A 21420-nucleotide genomic window follows, 5' to 3' on the forward strand; every position below is an offset into this window, starting at 1 on the left:
GTTATATGGTTTGAAGGTATTTTAATTTTACACCTTCAATTTTATCAAACTTAGTTAAAACCTGATTTAGTTGTGTTTTTCTAACTTCAAATTTTAAAACGCAATCAATATCGAAGTTCTGGGACAGAACAGCCAATTGCTCATCTTTAGCCAGTTTCATTACAGCATTCATCTGCAGGTATTCGAAATGAACTTCGTAAACATCGTTTACCGTTTTGGTAATAATTGAAGATGCATTGATGGCTTCGATACTAGCCATTTTGTATGCATTAATTAATCCTGGTACCCCCAGCAAAGTTCCTCCGAAATAACGCACAACAACAATTATAATGTTAGTTAAATCTTCTGACAACAGGCAATTTAAAATTGGCCTGCCAGCTGTGCCAGAAGGTTCACCATCATCGTTAATCCTGAAAACCGACCTATCGGGTGTTAAGCGGTATGCATAGCAAAAGTGCCTCGCCTTATTGTGTTCATTTCTTAAATCGTTTAAGATTGGTTTTATTTCTTCCTCAGATTTAATCGGATAAGCATATGCTATAAACTTGCTTCCTTTATCCCTAAAAATGCCTTCGGTAGTATTAGCGATCGTTTTATATGAATCATCGAACAGCATTTAACTGAGCTATTGTAATTAAAATAACCGCACAAATGGCAAGGGCAATACCAAAATAATTTAGCTTAGAAAGTTTTTCTTTGAATATCATTACACCTATAAGCGTACTGGCTACAATTACACCTAAATTCATTGCTGCAAAAACTGTTGAGGGATTTGAAGATAATGCCTGATGCGCTTTTAAATAAAACAGAATGTTTCCAAAATTAAAAACGCCTAATATTACACCACAACCCATGTTTACCAACTGGAGTTTCGTTTTCCCGGAAAGCGCCATAACCGTTACAATGATTACTGATACGATAAAGGCTAAAAAGAAAACAATGAATAGTGAGGTTGTGTAAGGAAATTCTTTATGTAATGCGATTTGTTTAAAAAGAACATCAATTACCCCAAAACCAAGAAAGACAGTAATTGGAAAAAACCAGTTATTTGATTGTGTTTCGTTTGACGATTTACGAAGAAAAGTTAATACAATAGCCAGAAAACCAATGCCAAGACCAATAAATTTTAGTTGATTAAAGTCTTCTTTAAAAATAAAATAAGCTGCCAGAATGGGGATAAACAACGAAAGCCGTTGGGCAATATCTGTTTTAACAATTCCCAGTTTTTTAACCGATGCTGCCAAAATTAAAAATATTCCGGGCAGTAATATGGCTAAAGAACCGTAAACAGGCCATGGGGCCAATGAATTCAGGGTGCTAATCTGAGGTCTAAAAAACAAAAAGCAAAGCATAAAGGCCATTAAATAATTAACCGTTACTGCCTGTATTATGCTAATCTGGTATCTTTTGGCAAGTTTTAGCAGCACTGCCACCGTTACACTGCAAAAAATACTTAAAATAATGTATATCATTTAAACTGTTTGGTTTATATAAATCGAGAGCTTATCTGTACCAACCTGAGTTTCCTCAATCAGGTTACCATTTATTACCGGCGAAGAAATACCTTCAGACCAGCTGTTTTCCGAAGTAAAAATACGAGCTTCATCCCAAAGATTTGCATCCAGAAACTGTTTTAAAATATTTGCACCACCTTCTATGATAACCGACTGAATATCCATCAGATAGAGTTGAAAGGCGATTTTTTGCGGCAGATAAAAATGCATATCTTCCATCTGTATGTAGTGGATATGATCAACTACATCTGTTTTAAGCTCGTTAAAAATGATCGTTTTTGCTTCCTGATTAAAAATATGATTATCCTGAGGGATTTGCAATGACTTATCTATTACCAACCTCACCGGATTTTTACCAGGCCAGTCCCGGGAGGTTAACTGCGGATTATCCATCACGGCTGTTTGCTTACCAATGAGAATTGCATCTTCTTCCGTACGCCACTTGTGTACTAAACGTTTCGCCAAACCTCCGCTAATCCATTGCTGGTGGCCATTTATTGTTGCAAAATAACCATTGCTGGTTTGTGCCCATTTCAGGATAATAAAAGGCCTTTGGCTTTGAATTCTGGTAAAAAAACGACGATTAAAATAACGGCATTCCTCATCTAAAATACCGCTTGTAACCTCAATTCCAGCGTTTTTAAGTTTTTCAATTCCTTTTCCATCTACACCAGAAAAAGGATCACGGTTGCCAATTACGACCTTTTTAAGCTGGTATTTAATAAATAAATCTGCGCATGGGGGTGTTTTTCCAAAATGAGCGCAAGGCTCTAAATTTACATAAGCAGTAGCTTTTTTAAGCAACAACGCTGCCTCATCACCATATTTTTTAATAACTGCATTTATTGCATTAGGTTCGGCATGTGCTTCTCCAAATTTCTGATGAAAGCCTTCGCCAATAATTTTTCCGTCAACAACAATTACGCATCCCACCATTGGATTAGGACTAACATTTCCCAAACCTAAAACCGCCAGTTCTAAACAACGCTTAATATAAAATTCATCGCTCATTAAGGCAAAAGTAGTTAAATTATGACAAGTAGGGCAGCTTAATTTATTACTTTTGCAGTCGATGAATATTAAAGAGTTAGAGCAGGAATACATACATACGCTGGGTGAAATTTACGATGCTGATGAGGTAAAGGCCCTATTTAATGCAGCAGTGACGCATACTTTAAAAATTGCGAAAAATGAATTTCTTACTAAAAAGGATAAGGCGTTATCAGTAAAAGATTTAGCTTCCCTTAATAAAATTTTAAATAGCTTAAAGAAAGGGAAACCACTTCAGCAAGTATTGGGCGAAACATTCTTCTATGGCTTAACTTTTAAGGTAAATGAACATGTTTTAATTCCAAGGCCGGAAACCGAAGAACTCGTTGACTGGATAATCAGAGAAATCAGGGATAAAAAAGCATCGTTACTCGATATTGGTACCGGATCGGGTTGTATTCCCGTAACCCTTAAAAAACATTTACCACACTTAAATATTTCCGCCTTAGATATTTCGCCAGCGGCACTTAAAACAGCATCGGAAAATGCCAGGCTTAATGAAGCAGAAATTAATTTTATTGAAGCTGATATCCTAAACTACTCAGAAACAATAAAATATGATATCATTGTAAGTAATCCACCTTACATCCGCGAGCTTGAGAAGGCTGAAATGCATGAAAACGTGCTCGCCAATGAGCCACATTTAGCCTTATTTGTAAGCGATGAAAACCCACTGGTTTTTTATAAAGCCATTGCTGATTTTGCCATGAGTAACTTAAATCCAAATGGCTATTTATTCCTGGAAATTAATGAGTATTTATGGGCAGAAACCCTTCAGGTTTTGATAGATAAACAGTTTAAAAACATTGAGTTAAAAAAAGATATTAACGGGAAAGACAGAATGATAGTTGCCCGTACAAATCCCTAAGCCCTTGGGTGAAATTGCGTAACCACTTCACGCAGGTAATCCCGGTCGATGTGCGTATAGATTTCTGTTGTGGTAATGCTCGAATGCCCTAACATTTCCTGTACGGCCCTCAAATCAGCACCTCCCTCAATTAAATGTGTAGCAAAGGAGTGCCTCAAAGTATGGGGGCTGATCGTTTTTTTTATCCCGGCCTGAACGGCCAGACTTTTTATCAAATTAAAAATCGAAATTCTCGATAATTTGGCACCAAAGCGGTTAAGGAATATAAAATCTTCGTTTCCTTTTTTAATCCTCACATGCACCCGAACCTGATTAATATAAATATCCAACAACTTCAGGGCAACACTTCCAACAGGCACTAAGCGTTCCTTATTTCCCTTGCCAATAACTTTTATAAATTCTATCTGAGGATATAGATTTGAAATTTTCAGCTCTGTCAGCTCGGTAACCCTTAATCCGCAGCCGTACAAAACTTCAATGATGGCCTTATTACGCATAACTTCGGGCTTTGAGGCATCAATGGCTTCAATTAAGCTGTTTATCTCGTAAATATTAAGTGTATCGGGTAGTTTTCTAACAATTTTAGGGGCTTCAATAAGTGCCATCGGATCATTCCGGATAATATCTTCAAGCATCAGGTAAGCAAAAAAAGCTTTAAGACCTGATATGACCCTTGCCTGTGTACTTCCAAGCATCCCAAGGTTATGGAGCCAGCTAATAAAGGATTTTATCTCTGCTGATGTTATTTCTGTAAGTTGAGGTTCAGCATTAACAGATTGAAAAAACTGACTTAATTTATCTATATCATTTAAATAAGCTTCAACTGAATTGCCCGAAAGTGATCTTTCCAGTTTTAAATAAGCTTTAAATCCTTTGATATATGATTGCCAAAGCATGGTTTTATCTATTTTTTTTATAACATTGCAACGTTACAAATTTAACATTACAACCTATCATTAAACGGAAGCAAATTTTAAAAAACCGGCAGCTGTTTAATCACTATTAAAACCAATTTTGCAAAAGATGAAAATTCAAATTATAAATGGCCCGAATCTAAACCTTTTAGGTGTTAGGGAGCCATCTATTTACGGAAATACGAATATAGAAGATTACATTAAAGAGCTAAAAGCGATTTATACAAGTATAGAAATCGATTACTTTCAAAGTAATGTAGAAGGCGAACTCATTAATAAATTGCATGAAATTGGTTTCAGTTATGATGGCATTATTCTCAACGCGGGTGGCTACACACATACTTCTGTTGCTTTGGCCGATGCGATTGCAGCTATTAAAACCCCGGTTGTTGAAGTGCATATCTCCAATATTTATGCCCGGGAAGAATACCGTCATGTATCCCTAACCGGAAAAAACTGTAAAGGTGTTTTAACGGGTTTTGGCATGAAAGGATATAAATTAGCATTAGAAAGTTTAATATAAAACTATACAAAATGATAAAAACAACGCTCTCAATTATCCTGATTTTATTTGCTTTAATTACAAGTGCGCAAACATCAGTACCACAACAAAGACCAACGCTTGATGAAAAATCGGTTGTAAGGGGAGAAGATGGCCTGGTTTATCCATATAATGTATGGAGGAAACTCATGCAAAGTGGAAAATATGGCGTAAAAAGCAGGCAAACCAAAACCGACGACGGGCAACAGGAATGGATGATTTACGAACTCACCGCAGAACAACGCAAGGCAATGATGGATAGAATGCCTAAGCCAAGGCAAAGTGATTCATTTATTGCAGGAGAGAAATTTAACGGTTTCAAAACTTCGGATATGAACGGGAATAAATTCGACCTGAAAAATCCTACCGGAAAAGTTATTGTATTAAATTTCTGGTTTATTAACTGCCCGCCGTGTAAGGCCGAAATCCCGGAATTGAATGAATTAACAGAAGCATATAAAGACCAGGATGTTATTTTCCTTGCCATTGCACTTGATGAAAAATACTTACTTAAGGACTTCCTGAAAACATTACCTTTCAAGTATAATATTGTAGATAATGGCAGATTTATAGCTGATAAATATAAAGTTAAGGGCTACCCAACACATGTTGTAATCGATAAAACCGGAACTATTAAATTTAGTACTTTAGGTTTAGCTTCAAATACTATCGGCTGGATTAAAAAATCTATTGATGAATCTTTGGCAACAAACTAAAGATTTGAAAAGGATTTTATTTTCCTGATAAAAAAGGCCCAGACCACGCTGTTTTTATAAACACCTGCGTGAGCCGAATAAGGCTTTTGGTACAACATTCTTTTCTTTGCCGTTTTAGCCAAATCTTTAAGAAAATGCCAATGTCCTTTACTTACAGCCATTGTAAATTTCGGTTTTCCGGAAAGCAAGAAATGCCACCAGGCGATAAAATCTATAAACATCCTGATAATAATCCTGAAAACAGCATCACCAAACGGAAGGTTTTTTTGCATTATGATCAGGTTGTTCCTGAAATTCAGATAGGTTTTGAAGGGATTTTCTGTTTGCAATGTTCCGCCTCCAACATGGTAAACTTCTGCATCAGGACAGTAAACAACTTTGTAGTTTAAATTTTTTAATCGCCAGCACAAATCAATTTCCTCCATGTGCGCAAAAAGGTCTGCATCCAATCCTCCAGTTTCCTTCCAGTATTTGCTTTTTATAAAAAATGCAGCACCACTTGCCCAGAAAACTTCTTTCACATCATTATACTGCCCGTTATCAGTTTCATAAACATTAAATAAACGGCCCCGACAAAAAGGATAAGCGTAAATATCTAAAAACCCACCCGCAGCGCCAGCATACTCGAACTGGTTTTTATTTAACTGCCACTTGATTTTGGGCTGAGCCGCAGCAATTGCATCATCAGTTTGCATTAAATCGATAACAGGCTGTATCCAGTTTGGTGTTACTTCAACATCAGAATTCAATAAAATAAAATAATCTGCCTCAACACGTTCTAAAATTTTATTATATCCGCCTGCAAAACCATGGTTAACCTCGTTTTTTAATATTTTAACGGTTGGGAAATTCGCTTCAACAAAAGAAACCGAATCATCGGTCGAAGCATTGTCGCCAACAACAACTTGCAGGTTATCATACAAGGAGTTTAATACTCCGGGTAAAAATTTTTCAAGAAATGATTTTCCGTTCCAGTTTAAAATTACGACCGCTACTGATGGGTTCATGTATTATTGTTATTCGGGTTTAAATTTCCAGCGTTTATGGCTCCAAAGCCAGTATTGTGGTTTTTCTTTTATTATTTCCTCTAAAAATTGAAAGTGCAAATTAGTAATTTCTCCATCAACGGTTTCAGCAGGATTTAAGCACATCGGTATAATCTCTATGTTATAGTAACCCATTTTTACAGGAATAACCTTAAAATAGTAAATTGGCCGGTTAGTAGATTTAGCTATTTTTTCAATACCTAACAATGCCGCAGTAGGTTGATTCAAAAAATCAACAAAGTATTTACTTTCTTCCCTAACCGGCGATTGATCGCTTGCGAAACACAAAATACTCGTTTCATTTTTATAAGTCGCCATGCAACGCAGTGTTTGGCGCATGGCCACAAAAATGTTCCCAAATTTTGTACGGAGCTTATTAAACCAGGTTTCGAAGATTTTATTGTTTATTGGCTTGTAAATTACAATGGTTTTTGCTGAAATGTTTAACCCTAAGGCCAATGTACCAAGCTCCCAGTTACCGTAATGACCCGTACAAGCCAGTAAACTTTCTCCCTTTTCAAAATGCGCCTCTAATTTTTCTGTTCCTGAAAACTTAACACGTTTTAAAGTTTCTGCTTCAGAAATTGTAGTTAATTCTATGATTTCGAATATTAACTCAGCAAGGAATTTAAAGTATTTCTTTTCTATTATGATGATTTCCCGGATAGATTTTTCAGGAAAAGAATTGCGAAGGTTTGTCCTGACAACATTTTTTCTGTATCCGATTACATAATACAGCAGATAATATAGTAATCTTGCAAAAAATAACAATACCGGAAGAGGTAGCAGCGATATCAGGCATAAAAAAAATACGCCAACATGCGCAATCCCTCTTTTAATCATTAATTTTAAAACGTTTGAATTACAAACATATATTTTCAAATGCAAAATACTGCTATACTTCCATTATTTTATCTTGCACCAGTAAGTTACTTCAGTAAAATTCAATCGCTTAATACTGATTATTTACTGGAAAAATTTGAGCATTTCCCTAAACAAACTTACAGAAACAGAGCCAGTATATATTCTCCAAACGGAAAATTAGACCTTACCGTTCCTGTTGCCAGGGGATCGAAAATGCACACACCTTATAAAGATGTAAAGATAAGTTACGATTTTAACTGGCAAAGATTACATTGGTTAAGCCTGGAAACCTGTTACAGAAGTTCTGCGTATTTCGAATTTTATGAAGATGAACTGAAAAGGTTTTACACACAGCAATTCGATTTTCTTTTTGATTATAATCTCGAACTTTTCACCTGGCTTAGCAAAAAGCTTAAGCTTAACCTTGATTATAAATTTACTACAGAATATATCGGCAAGCATGAGGCAACGATGGATTATCGCGGTATGATGAATCCAAAGAAAGTTGATGATAATGTAAACAATAAGCCATATTATCAGGTTTTTGAAGATAAACATCAGTTTTTACCTAATTTGAGTATTGTCGACCTACTGTTTAATCAGGGGCCGCAAGCGAGATTATACCTTTAAGTTATGGCTAAAAATAAACCTCGTAATCGTCATAAACATTATAAAGTTCCTGAACCTGGTACTAGTCCGGGTTTGTATGCCATTGACGAGAATGCGTTAAAACCAAAGATTACGCTTCATACCTATAACGATAAAAGTTATAAAAAGGAAGAGATTAATAATATCAATAACATTGATAAACTTACTGAAAACAAAGATTTTTACTACTGGTTTGATATAAAAGGGTTGGCTGATCCGGATATTTTCGAAACATTATACGCAAAATTAAATGTAAGCAGGTTGGTGCTTGAAGATATTACCAGTTCTTACCAACGACCTAAACTGGATGAATACGATAATGATAAATATGTTTTTGCGGTAAGCCGGCATCTATACCTAAACGATGATAACGATTTATGTAATGAACAAATATCCTTTATTCTTACTGCAAAGTTTTTAATTACTTTCCAGGAAGATTACCAGGACTGTTTTAATCCCGTTCGGAAAAGGCTGGAAGTGGGAAAGGGGAATATCAGAATTGGAGGCTCCAGTTATTTAATGTATGCCATTATGGATGTTATCGTTGATAATTATTTTACATTGCTAAATCACTGGGGCGAGGAGCTTGATTCTATTGAGGACAGGCTTTTCGATAATCCTGATAAGCGCATCATGTATGATACGCAAGCCATAAAACGATCGTTAATTACCATAAGAAAAGTTGCCTGGCCGGAGCGTGATAAGTTAAATGACATTTTGCGTAGTGAAAGTGATTTAATCAACGATGTAACCCGAACATACATTAAAGATGCTTATGATCACTGCATTCAGATTATCGATTTTATAGAATCATTAAAAGAGATTGCCTCTGCAAATATCGATATGAATCTTTCCATCATCAGTAACAGGATGAATGAAATTATGAAAGTGTTAACGATTATTTCTTCCATTTTTATTCCATTAACATTCATTGCCGGTATTTATGGAATGAATTTTAGCAGGGAAGACCCCGTTACGGGTAAAGTGATGACAGGAAACATGCCTGAGCTTTATGATCCACACGGCTACCTTTATACATGGATTGTGATGGGCGTAATTGCTATAATTCAGGTAATTTATTTCTGGAAAAGAGGGTGGTTTAAATAACAATTTTAACCGAGTTTCCAGTTTGTAAAAATTGTAATATTCATTAAAATCGCATTAGTTTCCCTATTTTAGGAGCTTTAGTAATATGCAATCATCATTCGAAATAGATAAAAGCGACGTACAGAAAGTTAAAAATGCAATTTTAGCTGGTGATGAAACTTTAAAAGTGGTTTTAGAGGATTATCATGCCTCTGAAATTGCCATTTTATTCGAACGTTTAGACAAAGCTGAGCAACAGCATATCATTAATTTGCTGCCGGCAGAAACGGCGTCTGAAATTATTTCTGAAATGGATGAGGAATCTCACCCTGAGGATTTACTCTTTCAGCTTCATCCTGATAAGCGTACGGAAATTGTTGAGGAACTGGATTACGACGATGCAACAGACATCATTTCGCAGCTAGAGGATCATGAGCAGAATGAAATCCTTGAAGATTTAAATGAAGAAGATGCATCAAATATCCGTAATCTTTTAACCTACGACGAAAAAACCGCCGGCGGTTTAATGAACACAGACATTATCTGTGTAAACATTAATCTTACCAAAAAAGACGCAATTGATGAAATTATCCGTCAGAGCGAGGAAATGGAAGAATTTTATACCATTTACGTTGTTGATGATTCGGATATATTTAAAGGCATTGTTTCCTTAAAAGACATTATAAAAGCCAAACACAATGCACACATCACTGAGCTGGTAAAAACTGATGCCGTTTATGTACATCCTGATACCGACCAGGAGGAGGTTGCCAATTTAATTTCTCAGTATAATTTAACGAGTATCCCAGTAATTGACGATCACCAGAAACTCCTTGGCCGGGTAACCTTTGATGATGTAATTGATGTTTTGGAGGCAGAAAGTACCGAGGATATCTTAAAAATATCAGGGGTATCAGAAGATGAGGAATTAAGTGGAAACTGGGTTGAAGCGGTTAAATCGCGTTTACCCTGGTTAATTATCAATTTAGGCACAGCGTTTCTGGCATCATCAGTTGTTCGTTATTTTGATCCAACCATTAAGCTAATACCATCTTTAGCGGCTTATATGACAATTATTGCCGGAATGGGAGGGAATGCAGCTACACAAGCCCTGGCCGTTACCGTTAGGCGTATTTCCTTATATGACTTAACAGATAAACAGGCCTACAGAACGGTGTTAAAAGAATTTACCGTTGGTTTAATAAATGGTGCCGCGAATGGCCTGATTGTATTTATTTTTGCTTTTTTCTTCGATGGAAATCCAATGCTTGGTTTGGTTATTTTCTTAGCCATGACTGGCAACCTTGTTATCGCCGGCATAACAGGAGCGGGGATCCCACTGATATTAAAGAGGGTTGGTATTGACCCGGCAATTGCTTCATCAATAATCATTACCACATTTACTGATGTTTTTGGCTTCCTGTTAATATTAGGACTTGCGAGTAAGCTGCTCTTATAATTTTGTTAGTATTTTCAATAAAATAAGAAAGGCAGGCTAAAAATTAGCCTGCCTTTCTTTCGAATTAAAATTATTTAAACTGCTGTAATTCTTACCTCAATATTTCCCCTTGTTGCCTTAGAGTAAGGACAGGCTTTATGCGCCTTGTCGGCTATTTTCTGTGCTTCATCATGAGCAATTCCAGGAATATGAACATCTAAATCGGCTGAAAGTGCAAAAGCGTTTCCATCTTTATTAAAAGAAACCAAAACGTTTACGGTTGCTTCGCTCACATCAACGCCTTCGCGTTCGGCTATAGAACCCAATGCACCTAAATAGCATGGTCCCCATGCTGCTGCAAATAATTGTTCCGGGTTAGTAGCCCCACCTTGTCCACCAAGCTCCTTTGGCCTTCTTACTTCAAATTCTATTTGTCCATCACTCGATTTAACGTGTCCGTCTCTTCCGCCGGTTGCAGTAACTTCGGCTGTATATAGCTTTTCCATATTACTTCCTTAAATGACTATGCATAACAATCAGAATAACCGCATTGTTTTAGTATTTATTACCGGGTTTTCATTTCAGCAAATAAAACTTCGTGTAAAAAACACGACTAAAGCCGGTTAAACCCCTATAGGATAACTATAAAAACAAAAAACAATCAACTGAAAATCAAACAGTTAAAAAACAAAATTAAGCACTAAAAACGGCTAAACTATTGCGAGTAAAAAGCATTGGTGTAAAATTTGATTTTCAGCACAGTTTATCATCGTTATTATGCCTTGCTAAACCTTAACTTTAGCTAACCTTAAATTAAAAAAATCGCTCCCAACAAAATTGACTCACAGAATAACCTTGATGTTATTCATAGTTTTTACGGCTATGACATCAAAAATGTATGCTCAGCTTTGTCCTGAAAACATCGGTTTTGAAAATGGAAATTTTAAAAACTGGAAATTATTTACTGGTTCCATCTCTACAAATGGTGTAACCTTAAATGAAGTAGGAAATGCTGTATCCGGAAGACATACCCTCCAAAACGATAGAAAAGCAGTAGATCAATATGGTAAATTTCCCATAGTTCCCAAGAATGCTGGTAATTATACTGTTAAAGTAGGTAACAACGGAACCGGAAACCAGGCAGAAGGTATTTCTTATTTAATTAATATACCATCTGATCGCCCTGAATTTACATTAACTTATCAGTATGCAGTAGTTTTTGAAGATCCTAATCATGCTCCGGTTGAACAGCCCAAATTTATTGCCAGGGTGAAAGACCTGGAAACAGGCTTATACATACCTTGTGCATCTTTTGAATATATAGCCACTTCAACACTTCCGGGCTTTAAAAAATCAACGGTTAGCAGTACGGTAATCTATAAAGAATGGACTCCCGTAACCATTAATTTATCCGGCTATCAGGGAAAACAAATACTTCTTGAGTTTATAACAGGCGATTGTACATTAGGGGGACATTTTGGATATGCTTATGTTGATGTAAACAACTTATGTGGTGGTCTAATTATTGGAAACACTTATTGTAAAAGCTCAGATGAGCTTAACGTTTCCGGTCCCAGTGGTTTTCAGACTTACAATTGGTATAACGGTGACCGTAGCATAAAATATGGAACCGGATCGACGATTAAAATTAAACCAACGCCTCCGGAAGGCACCCAAATCGTTTTAGATTTAATACCTTTTGCGGGCTTTGGCTGTCCGAGTACGGTAACAGCGGTGGTACACAGTGTCGATTATCAGTTACAGCTTTTACCAAAAAACACGGTTTGCCAGGGCACAGCAATTGATTTAACTTCAGACGATTATATACTTAACAGACATGCTGATTTCAGTTATTTTGCATATGAGGATAAAGATTTAACCATTCCGATAAAAGGCTTATTTACCGTTGAAGAAAACAAAACCTTTTACATTATGGCAACCAATTATAAAGGTTGTGAAAGTGTTTCGAGTGTAGATGTATCTATTTTTGATGTTGCTAATATAACCATCAAAAAACCTGAGGACGTATGCTACAATGAAACGGTAGATATTACAAAAAATGATCTATACACCGGAGATTTGAGCGATATTACAAGAAGCTACTATACGGATGCTGCCGGAACAAAATCCCTATCAAACCCTACGAAAATAAATGTAAGCGGAAGATATTATGTAAACCTCAGTAACAACCTGGGGTGTAATAAAATTCAGTATGTAGATGTTGTTGTAAACCCAAAACCAATACTAAAAATCACCAACCCGGCAGGCGTTTGTTATCCATCGACAGTTAATATTGCCTCATTAAACAATTTTAAGGGAAGTGATGCAGACTTAAAATTTGACTTCTTCTATGATGCAGCTTTAACCCAACCAATTGCCGATCCTGAAAAGATCGAAAAGTCAGGTACTTATTTTGTTAAGGCTACAAATAAAATGGGTTGTGTGGTTACAGAAAAGGTTAATGTTACCGTTTATGATTTACCTGTTTTGGTTTCAACAGATCCTCCGGCAGTTTGCTATCCGTCAACTGTTGACATTACTAATACCACGTTATACGCAGGCACAACCGCAGGGGTAAGTTATACTTATTTTACCGATAGCAATTTAAGCAATAAACTCCAGCAACCCAACCAGGTTTCTAAAACAGGAACTTACTTTGTAAAAATTACTAATGCAAACGGATGTTATACATCTGGTAAAATAAATGTAACGGTTAACCCATTACCAATTATCGTTTTAAACCAACCCAAGCCAATTTTTGATTATGATTATATAGATCTGACCTCAGCAGATATTGTAAAAGGAAGTAAAGGATATGAAAAAGCATATTATTTTACCGATGCTACCTTAAGCAAGCCTGTTGCAGATCCAACCAGGGTTAAAAAAGCCGGAACTTATTATATCTCCTTAGCAAGTGATAAAGGATGTATTATCACATCACATTTGGATTTAAATATCCTGCCTGCGCCAAAGATTATGGTACCTACTGCTTTTACACCTCAAAAAGCCACAAATAATAGGTTGTATCCTTTTTTTACAAGCATTAAGCAACTTAACAGCTTCAAAATTTTTAACAAATGGGGGATTCTGGTTTATGAAACAAACACAATGGAATCAACCGGTTGGGATGGCTTATTTAAAACTAAAATGCAACCTATGGAAACTTTTTCGTGGTTTGCAGAAGGTATAGATGTTTTAGGGGGAAAATTTCAATCGAAAGGTAAAACTATATTAATATTATAATGAATAAGCTATTTATAATATTGAGTATCTGCTTTATGTGCAAAGTCTCCTTCGCTCAGGACCCGAAGTTTTCACAGTATTTTGCCTCACCGTTAACTTTAAATCCAGCCTTTACAGGTTTCTTTGACGGGGATTATAGAATTGCCTTAAACACCCGTCAGCAATGGGGTAATTTGGGCGATCCATACAATACCTATAGTATTTCCGGCGATTTAAAACTTATTCAGGATGAGAATTTTACAAATAGTGTATTTAGTATAGGTTTAAGCGGCTTGTTTGATGAGTCTTTCAATAAAGCTTTAAAATCTCAGCATATAAGTGCAAGCGCTTCCTATTATCAATACTTAGATGTTCATCATCGTTTTAAATTTGGTTTGGCTCCTCAAATTTCATACGTATCAAGGTTTCTTGATTATAACAGGTTAACATTTGCTTCACAATATAATGGACTAGGATTTGATCCATCACTGCCAAATTATCTCGACCTGCAAAACGACAGGACTTCTTACTTCGATTTGAATGTGGGTGCTAATTTTTCTGCAAGTTTCGAAAAATTAAGTATCGCGGCAGGTTACGCTCAATACCATTTAACAAGACCAGTTGAAACCCTTTTGGGTACCAATAGTGACGCTCTTGCATCAAGAAAAACAATAAACCTTGGTATGGTTTACCTCCTTAGTGATTACGTTGATTTAAATTTTACGGGAGTTTATCATTTTCAGGGCGCTAATCAAGATCAGCTTGCCGGGATTGTATTGGGAATTAAGCCCAATGAGCAGACGAAAATCAAAATCAATGCGGGTTTATGGCATAAGTTCAATGAGTCATCCTATTATCCATATTTAGGTTTAGTAATCGATAACCTAAGTGTAGGCATGAATTATACAGTTTATGGCAGTAAGTTGCTGAGTGCAACACCCCGAACATACGAGTTATCACTAATTTACAGACATAATAATTTTAAAGGATTTAAAGTCCCATGCCCTAGATTTTAAATAAATGAAAACATCCCTATTTATCGGCTTACTAATTTTATTAACCAAATTATCCTTTGGACAGCAGGTTAAGCAAAATATCGATTATCAATATTATCGCGATGACAAAAGTTATTACGCTTTTGAATTATTCAGAAATATAGCTGATGATAAAGCTATAGTAAATTTAAATTTTACAACTAACACAGCGTTTAAAAAGATTGACAAAATCTATATTACAAATGGTGTAAAAGAAGTAAAATTAAAGTTCAAAACCAGAAGTGACGTAGTAGAGTCTGACAACCCCGAATTAAAATTTCATGCCATTTCTCTCAATATAAAAGATTTAGCAAATAAGGAAATCGATTGTGAAGCAAAAATTGTTTTTAAATTAGATAACGGACTAATCTACACCTTGCCATTCAGCAGGTGTAATCTTGATGAGCAGCTCACGCAGCTAACTAAATTTTAATTTTAACAGATAATTTATACAAATCGTAAGCTACCTTTTGTATTAAATCAAACTGCTCAGGTACTAAATCCTCACCAGATTTAACATTTAAAGAATTATCATTCAACCTGATTAAAGGTACGTTATCAACTGTGTTTTGTCCTTTTTCAAGGTTTGCTATCGAAGTGTCGAGCAGATAAGTTGTATTATTTGCGATAGGTTTTAATACATCAAAATTTTCAAAATGAAAATCGTGTTCTTTATTATAAAGTGATAAGGTAGCTATATAAGAGGAAATGAGGTGACTCAAGGCCGTAAATTGATGAACTTCCTTAATAAATAGCTGCTTGCTCTTAGGTTCGGAAAACATCCGTTGAAATAAGGAAGCTAAATTGGCAGTACTAACATATACCTCTTTACGGGCCAATTTATATTCTGTTCGGTTATAATTTTTATCGAAATATAACTGCATCACCTGTTCAAAATAAGCTTTATTTGCCTTTAAAATATCAACCATTGCTTCTTTAAGTTTTTCATGTTCCCAGGTAGGAAACAATGAATAACTGGCCAAAAGTGCTATACCAGAGCCGATAAAAGTATCGTAAATTCTTTCCCTTGCTAGGGCTAACGACCCCATGCCTAAAAAATCGAAAAGGATTAGAATGTATGGTGTCATAAACAAAACACTAACTACATAATTTTTACGCTGAAAACTGTAGCAACCAACCATACAAATCAATAAAATAGCAAACAAAGCATTTCTATCATGAACATAACTTAAAACCCCCATCCCAATAAATGCCCCAACGGTAGTTCCGATCAGTCGTTGGTAATTCCGTTCTTTGGTTAAACTAAAACCGGGTTTGGAAATAACCAGAATTGTTAATAATATCCAGTAGCTATGTGAAAAATTTAAAAGTTGCGACACCACAAAACCCAACATCATTACTACGGTAACCCTTAACGAGTGCCTGAAAGTTGAAGAACTGTAGGTGAGGTTCTCGGTGAATAAGTTCAAATCGAACTTTTGGCGGGTGATGAATTTTTCAGTATCAACCTCAGCCTTTCTGATATCTTTGCTATTTCTGAGTTTGAAATAACTGTTTATCGTTTTTACCCGGCCTAAAATATTCTCGATATTAACCTCAATATTCTTTAAAGCAATAATACCAGAAGTACTGAACTGTTGCTGATCGTTATTTTTTTCAAAGTTATTTATCTTGATCTTAAGTCTTTCGATTTCGATAAGCAAACGTTTAGAAATTACGGGAGTACCACCACTTTTAAGCGCAAATGCAATATCATCTAGAGCATAAGAAATACGTTTTATTGCCATCTCATAATCTGATAAGATGCCAGCGCTGTCAAACTGCTCATGAAGTTGTTTATAATTGTAATAGGTAGACATTACCTGCTCGAACAAATCGACCATATCTACAAAAACAAGCATCAAAAAACGGCCTTCCGGAGTAGAATCCCTGATAATTTCACGTGTTCTGAAAAGTAATTCCCTTACAGCATCTTGTTTTTCATGTACAGCAACCTGCAACCGAAGCAAATCTGCGTAAGTTTTATCATAATCATTATTGCGATGATAAAATTTGGCCTTTTCGCGAAGGAATTCTGCCACCTCGATTATCGAATCACTTAATGATTGCTGCACCAAACGAAAGGGCCTTAACCGGTAAACAAAGTAACTTAAACCTGTGTACCATAAACTTCCGGATAAAACCATTAAAGAGTGCCTGAGTACTTCCTGCCATGGCCGTATATCATCAATGCTGAGCACCATAATAAGCAGGGTAGCGGTACCAATCGCAGCAGCCCTGATACCGTAGATATAAAACATCGAAAAGATAAAGCTGGAGGCCGCGAGTAAAATACCAATGAAATAATGGTTTTTATTGGTAAGCCCCGTTAATACAGAAAACAAAAATATCAAACCGGCAGTAATTAACATGGCGTTTCTACGATGCACCATGGGACCAGGGCTATCTACAACGCTTACACAGAGTGCACCTAAAGACAAGGTCATCCCATATTTGAGCATCCCGAACTGCGCAAAAATTAATGAGGGTAGTAAAACCCCGATAGTAATACGCAAGCCATCAGCAAAGTAAGTGCTTAACAAAAAATCCTGAATATTTCTTATGGGTTGCCTTAGCTGCATGTGTACAAAAATAACATAATATGAACTGCTTTTGTTGCATGTTTTCAGATGAATTTTTTAAAAAGTTTATGGTTTTAAGTAGAAATCTGATAATTACATCTAATAAAAAACACAAGTAATTGTTTATAAGTAAAATAGCTTAATTTGTTAATAACTTTCAGAAAACTACACTCAATTAAATTCGTAATTGATTTTACGTAATAGATAATGTTAAAAACCCTGATTTTCAGGTTAATAAATTTGTTTATAAAAACTATCGCTTTTCTATTGACAAGAATGCTATTAGCTACTATCTTAGATAATATCAAATACGGAGTAATTTGAAAGTCTGACAGGAAAATTCAAAAGAAAAGCAGCACCGAAAGGGAAAGTTTTTCGAATGATCTACAGAAGAATATGATTATTTCTTGAATGGGTTAAACCATTTAGAATATGAAGGTAAAGCGCCGAAAGGAACATTATCTCAGAAAATCAAAAGGCTTAAGCAGACCTATTGAAAATAGTATTGTTCTACGGAATATCGCTATTGGAAATAGCTTCTAAACGATCTACAACAGTTGCAAAACCAAGTAGAAACGAAGAAATTCAAATTACAGATTTATTAGATGCCTTTTTAACAACTACGGAAGTTATTAAGGTTAAAAACGGGGAACTGAATCGAAAGAAGAAGGACCCCGTTTTTGTTTTTATAACATTTTAAAATAACCTTCGCATTCAATAATATTGAGGATATGGTTTCCCCTGGTAATATGAATTTTCGGAGAAAAGGATAAAACAAATGGTCAGTGTTTATCGGCGAATTCTACGGGGTGTTTCCAAAGTGTTAATTTTCCAGCTATTACAATAGCTTAGCAGAAAAAATCCTTTAAACTTTTAGCAAAGAAAGATTAAATTTACAAAATGGCTAAAAAAGGTAAATCAGATCCCCATTCATCAAAGAAGATTTTCGTTTTAGATACTTCAGTTATTTTGTACGACCACGATGCTATAAATAACTTTCAGGAACATGATGTTGCCATTCCAATTCAGGTTTTAGAAGAACTGGACAACTTTAAGAGCGGCAATGATACCCGGAATTTCGAAGCTAGAAGTTTTATCCGACTCATAGATCTTGCTTCAAAACAAAAGCTTATAAGCGATTGGGTAAGGCTTACACCTGCTAATTCGGGGAAGTTTAAAGTAATCTTAAACGATAAGCCTTTAAAGACAGATGCCGAAGAAGTATATGGAAAAGGTAAAACCGATCATAAGATCTTAAATGCGGCGCTAATCCTAAAAGAAGAAAACCCCGATAAAAAAGTCATCCTGGTATCTAAAGATATTTGCCTCAGGTTAAAGGCTAAGGCGCTTAACCTAAATGCCGAAGATTATGAAACCGGAAAAATTAAAAATGTAGATGAACTTTATACTGGAAAAACAGAGCTAATAAACTTCTCCGAAACCATAATAGATGAAGTAAAGAAAGTAAAAACAATTGATGCCACAGCTATAGATTTACCAGATCACGACGCTAATCAATTCTATATTCTTAAAAATAAGCGTAAAACAGCAAACGTTTTCTATAACCATAGCTTAAAAACAATTTCTGCAGTTTCAACAGACGCTATTTTTAAAATAAAGCCAAAAAATATTGAGCAGGCTTTTGCCATTGATGCGCTGCTAAATCCTGAGATTAAATTAGTCAGTATTCAAGGCAATGCAGGAACAGGAAAAACACTGCTGGCTTTGGCGAGTGCGCTTGAACAGCGTAGAGACTTCCGGCAGATTTACATTACAAGACCCATAGTATCCCTAAGCAATAAAGATATTGGCTTTTTACCTGGCGATGCCAAATCAAAAACAGATCCGTTTATGGCGCCCATATGGGATAACCTACGTTTCATCAGGGAGCAATTTAGCGGAGATGATAAAATGTCGGCAAAAATTGATGAGCTGATTACTACCGAGAAAATTGCGATTGCACCGCTTGCTTTTATAAGGGGAAGAACGCTAACCAAGATATTCTTTATTATAGATGAAGCCCAAAATCTGACACCCCACGAGGTAAAAACAATTATTTCGAGAGCAGGGGAGCATACAAAAATTGTTTTTACCGGCGATATTTATCAGATAGACACACCTTATCTTGATTCTGAAAGCAATGGATTGAGCTATTTGATAGAAAACGCGAAGAACCACCCACTATATGCGCATGTTACCTTACAAAAAGGAGAACGCAGCGAACTGGCAAATCTGGCTAATAAGCTTTTATGATTTTATTCTTTTCATTTTGATATCATCGGGATTGGTGGTTAATGGGAAACCTCTGTGTAAAAAATAGAAGTCACCCTTTATGTTTTTAATCTGAATGATCCAGTCTCCTTTTTTAATAAATGATAATCCCTTACCTCTTGTATTCTTCTCAAAAAATAACGTAATGGTATTTTGATCTGGAAATTCACTAGTGCATAACTGATCAGTAAATACTGTTGTTACTAAAGCTTTATACTTATCCTTTTCCTTAAATAATTTTATTTTGAAATTTTCTTGATAGTTGACAGTAAAAGTTCCTTCCCAATTAATTTCATTTTTCTGTGCTTTAGAATTAACAATATTGAATAAAATGAGTGCAAAGCTTAGAAAGAATATTTTTTTCATGATGGTTAATAGTTTAAGTCAATTTATAAACAGGGATTAATTAATGATATTTCCTTAAAGCCCTGATCGCAATAAATAAACCTATTAAAGTCAAGAAGGCGCTAAAAATGAAAGGTGCACCCGGGAAATAAAATGGTGTTCCATCCTGGATAAAGTAAACAAAAATATGGCTAGCGAGGAAAGGTCCTATTATGGCCGCTAAACTTTGCAAACTGGTGGTAATCCCTTGAATTTCACCCTGGGCATTTTCCGGAACCTGGTTGGATATTATGCTTTGCATGGCTGGCCCACCAATTCCGGCCAAACAATATGGAATTATAAATAGCATCATCATTAAGCCATTAGCAGCAAACGCGAAACAGATAAAGCCTACTACATAAAGAGAAAGCCCCGTATAAATGGCTTTTCGGTTTCCTATTTTAGGAATAATTAAACGGATTAAACCTCCCTGAACAATGGCCACGGTAATACCAACAACACCTAAGGAATAACCAATCATAGTAGGCGACCACTGGAATTTCTCTATTACATAGTATGACCAGTTAGACTGTACAGAATGACTAGCAACATACAGGAGGAGCAAAGTAGCCAATAAACCTAGAATAGCCGGATATTTTGAAGCATTTATAAAAGACCCGACCGGATTTGCCCTTTTCCAAGAGAAATCTCTTCTTTTTTCTTTTGCTAAAGATTCGGGCAATATAAAATAGCCGTACAACCAGTTAATTAATGATAAACCTGCAGCCACCATAAAAGGTACACGTAATCCAAAATTGCTTAGCAAGCCACCACCTACAGAGCCTAAAATAAAGCCCAGGCCAAATGCCGCACCAACCAAACCAAAATTCTGCGCTTTCTTTTCAGGCGTTGAAATATCTGCAATGTATGCCATTCCGGTAGTAAAACTTGCTCCGGTAATCCCTGCTATAATTCTGCCTATAAAAAACCAGAAAACGGATGGTGCAAAAGATAAGAACAAATAATCCATCCCTAAGCCAAATAAGGAGAACAGTAAAATAGGTCGGCGCCCATATTTATCGCTTAAGCCACCCAGTATTGGCGAAAATATAAACTGGGGCAATGCAAATGCGACCATTAAATAACCTCCATAATCTGCAGCAACACTTGTATCGCCACCGGTAAATTCTTTGATGAGGTTAGGTAAAACCGGTATAATAATTCCGAATCCGGTACAATCTATTAACAGCGTAATCATAATAAAAATCATCGCCGATTGTTTTTGCTTTGCCATTAGCTTTT

General features: G+C 35.8%; 20 protein-coding genes. 10 read left to right on the forward strand and 10 right to left on the reverse strand.

Features of this window, described 5'->3' with window-relative positions:
* Window position 1: 1 nt before the first annotated feature.
* From R2R71_RS01215 to ribD, 3 genes are read right to left on the reverse strand one after another with little or no spacing between them, the layout of a single operon-like run.
* Window positions 2–616: a YigZ family protein gene (locus tag R2R71_RS01215; RefSeq protein WP_316829409.1), complete on the reverse strand. Its 615-nt coding sequence runs from the start codon at window positions 614–616 to the stop codon at window positions 2–4.
* A complete protein-coding gene (locus R2R71_RS01220; RefSeq protein WP_316829410.1) occupies window positions 603–1472 on the reverse strand; it encodes a DMT family transporter in 870 nt (289 codons plus the stop codon). Before R2R71_RS01220 ends, R2R71_RS01215 begins: the two co-directional genes overlap by 14 nt.
* Window positions 1473–2525 (reverse strand): bifunctional diaminohydroxyphosphoribosylaminopyrimidine deaminase/5-amino-6-(5-phosphoribosylamino)uracil reductase RibD, encoded by a 1053-nt coding sequence (gene ribD / locus R2R71_RS01225; protein ID WP_316829411.1) that lies wholly within the window; start codon window positions 2523–2525, stop codon window positions 1473–1475.
* 61 nt (window positions 2526–2586) lie between these two features.
* Here ribD and prmC point away from each other — a divergent pair, with 61 nt between their 5' ends.
* Entirely contained in the window at window positions 2587–3432 is an 846-nt protein-coding gene (prmC, locus tag R2R71_RS01230) for a peptide chain release factor N(5)-glutamine methyltransferase (protein ID WP_316829412.1), read from the forward strand.
* Here the strand turns inward: prmC and xerD are convergent.
* A complete protein-coding gene (gene xerD / locus R2R71_RS01235) occupies window positions 3429–4328 on the reverse strand; it encodes a site-specific tyrosine recombinase XerD (protein WP_316829413.1) in 900 nt (299 codons plus the stop codon). The genes prmC and xerD overlap by 4 nt on opposite strands.
* Before the next feature lie 127 nt (window positions 4329–4455).
* Here xerD and aroQ point away from each other — a divergent pair, with 127 nt between their 5' ends.
* Both aroQ and R2R71_RS01245 read left to right on the forward strand, forming a co-directional pair.
* Window positions 4456–4869 (forward strand): type II 3-dehydroquinate dehydratase, encoded by a 414-nt coding sequence (aroQ, locus tag R2R71_RS01240; RefSeq protein WP_316829414.1) that lies wholly within the window; start codon window positions 4456–4458, stop codon window positions 4867–4869.
* 11 nt (window positions 4870–4880) lie between these two features.
* Window positions 4881–5603: a TlpA disulfide reductase family protein gene (locus tag R2R71_RS01245; protein WP_316829415.1), complete on the forward strand. Its 723-nt coding sequence runs from the start codon at window positions 4881–4883 to the stop codon at window positions 5601–5603.
* On the opposite strand, the gene R2R71_RS01250 is transcribed toward R2R71_RS01245, so the two are convergent.
* Together R2R71_RS01250 and R2R71_RS01255 are read right to left on the reverse strand one after the other, a co-directional pair.
* Entirely contained in the window at window positions 5600–6610 is a 1011-nt protein-coding gene (locus R2R71_RS01250; RefSeq protein WP_316829416.1) for a glycosyltransferase family 2 protein, read from the reverse strand. The genes R2R71_RS01245 and R2R71_RS01250 overlap by 4 nt on opposite strands.
* Before the next feature lie 9 nt (window positions 6611–6619).
* On the reverse strand, window positions 6620–7492 hold the full coding sequence (locus R2R71_RS01255) for a lysophospholipid acyltransferase family protein (RefSeq protein ID WP_316829417.1): 873 nt from the start codon (window positions 7490–7492) through the stop codon (window positions 6620–6622).
* Window positions 7493–7531: 39 nt separating this feature from the next.
* Here R2R71_RS01255 and R2R71_RS01260 point away from each other — a divergent pair, with 39 nt between their 5' ends.
* The 3 genes from R2R71_RS01260 to mgtE all read left to right on the forward strand — a co-directional run bounded on the left by R2R71_RS01260 (window position 7532) and on the right by mgtE (window position 10706).
* Window positions 7532–8143, forward strand: coding sequence for a WbqC family protein (locus R2R71_RS01260; protein WP_316829418.1), 612 nt, complete (start codon window positions 7532–7534; stop codon window positions 8141–8143).
* Between the two features lie 3 nt (window positions 8144–8146).
* Complete coding sequence (gene corA, locus R2R71_RS01265; RefSeq protein WP_316829419.1) at window positions 8147–9268, forward strand: magnesium/cobalt transporter CorA; 1122 nt, start codon at window positions 8147–8149, stop codon at window positions 9266–9268.
* An 85-nt stretch (window positions 9269–9353) separates the two neighbouring features.
* Window positions 9354–10706, forward strand: a complete 1353-nt coding sequence (gene mgtE, locus R2R71_RS01270) for a magnesium transporter (protein WP_316829420.1) — start codon at window positions 9354–9356, stop codon at window positions 10704–10706.
* 74 nt (window positions 10707–10780) lie between these two features.
* Here the strand turns inward: mgtE and R2R71_RS01275 are convergent, their stop codons facing one another.
* Window positions 10781–11191 carry an organic hydroperoxide resistance protein gene (locus R2R71_RS01275; RefSeq protein ID WP_316829421.1) on the reverse strand — a complete coding sequence of 137 codons (411 nt, stop codon included), beginning with the start codon at window positions 11189–11191 and terminating at the stop codon, window positions 10781–10783.
* A 352-nt stretch (window positions 11192–11543) separates the two neighbouring features.
* On the opposite strand from R2R71_RS01275, the gene R2R71_RS01280 reads away from it, so the two are divergent.
* The 3 genes from R2R71_RS01280 to R2R71_RS01290 are packed head-to-tail and all read left to right on the forward strand — an operon-like array spanning window position 11544 to window position 15374.
* Window positions 11544–13928, forward strand: coding sequence for a gliding motility-associated C-terminal domain-containing protein (locus R2R71_RS01280; protein ID WP_316829422.1), 2385 nt, complete (start codon window positions 11544–11546; stop codon window positions 13926–13928).
* Window positions 13928–14923, forward strand: coding sequence for a PorP/SprF family type IX secretion system membrane protein (locus R2R71_RS01285; protein WP_316829423.1), 996 nt, complete (start codon window positions 13928–13930; stop codon window positions 14921–14923). Before R2R71_RS01280 ends, R2R71_RS01285 begins: the two co-directional genes overlap by 1 nt.
* Before the next feature lie 4 nt (window positions 14924–14927).
* Entirely contained in the window at window positions 14928–15374 is a 447-nt protein-coding gene (locus tag R2R71_RS01290; protein WP_316829424.1) for a hypothetical protein, read from the forward strand.
* Here R2R71_RS01290 and R2R71_RS01295 read toward each other — a convergent pair.
* Window positions 15364–17523, reverse strand: coding sequence for an FUSC family protein (locus R2R71_RS01295; protein ID WP_316829425.1), 2160 nt, complete (start codon window positions 17521–17523; stop codon window positions 15364–15366). The two genes, R2R71_RS01290 and R2R71_RS01295, sit on opposite strands and share 11 nt — an antisense overlap.
* 900 nt (window positions 17524–18423) lie before the next feature.
* Here R2R71_RS01295 and R2R71_RS01300 point away from each other — a divergent pair.
* Complete coding sequence (locus R2R71_RS01300; protein ID WP_316829426.1) at window positions 18424–19776, forward strand: PhoH family protein; 1353 nt, start codon at window positions 18424–18426, stop codon at window positions 19774–19776.
* On the opposite strand, the gene R2R71_RS01305 is transcribed toward R2R71_RS01300, so the two are convergent.
* Window positions 19771–20160, reverse strand: a complete 390-nt coding sequence (locus R2R71_RS01305) for a hypothetical protein (RefSeq protein WP_316829427.1) — start codon at window positions 20158–20160, stop codon at window positions 19771–19773. The genes R2R71_RS01300 and R2R71_RS01305 overlap by 6 nt on opposite strands.
* A 40-nt stretch (window positions 20161–20200) precedes the next feature.
* A complete protein-coding gene (locus R2R71_RS01310) occupies window positions 20201–21412 on the reverse strand; it encodes a TCR/Tet family MFS transporter (RefSeq protein WP_316829428.1) in 1212 nt (403 codons plus the stop codon).
* Window positions 21413–21420: the final 8 nt, after the last annotated feature.

The sequence above is a fragment of the Pedobacter aquatilis genome (assembly GCF_032678405.1).
GTDB classification, from domain to species: domain Bacteria; phylum Bacteroidota; class Bacteroidia; order Sphingobacteriales; family Sphingobacteriaceae; genus Pedobacter; species Pedobacter aquatilis_A.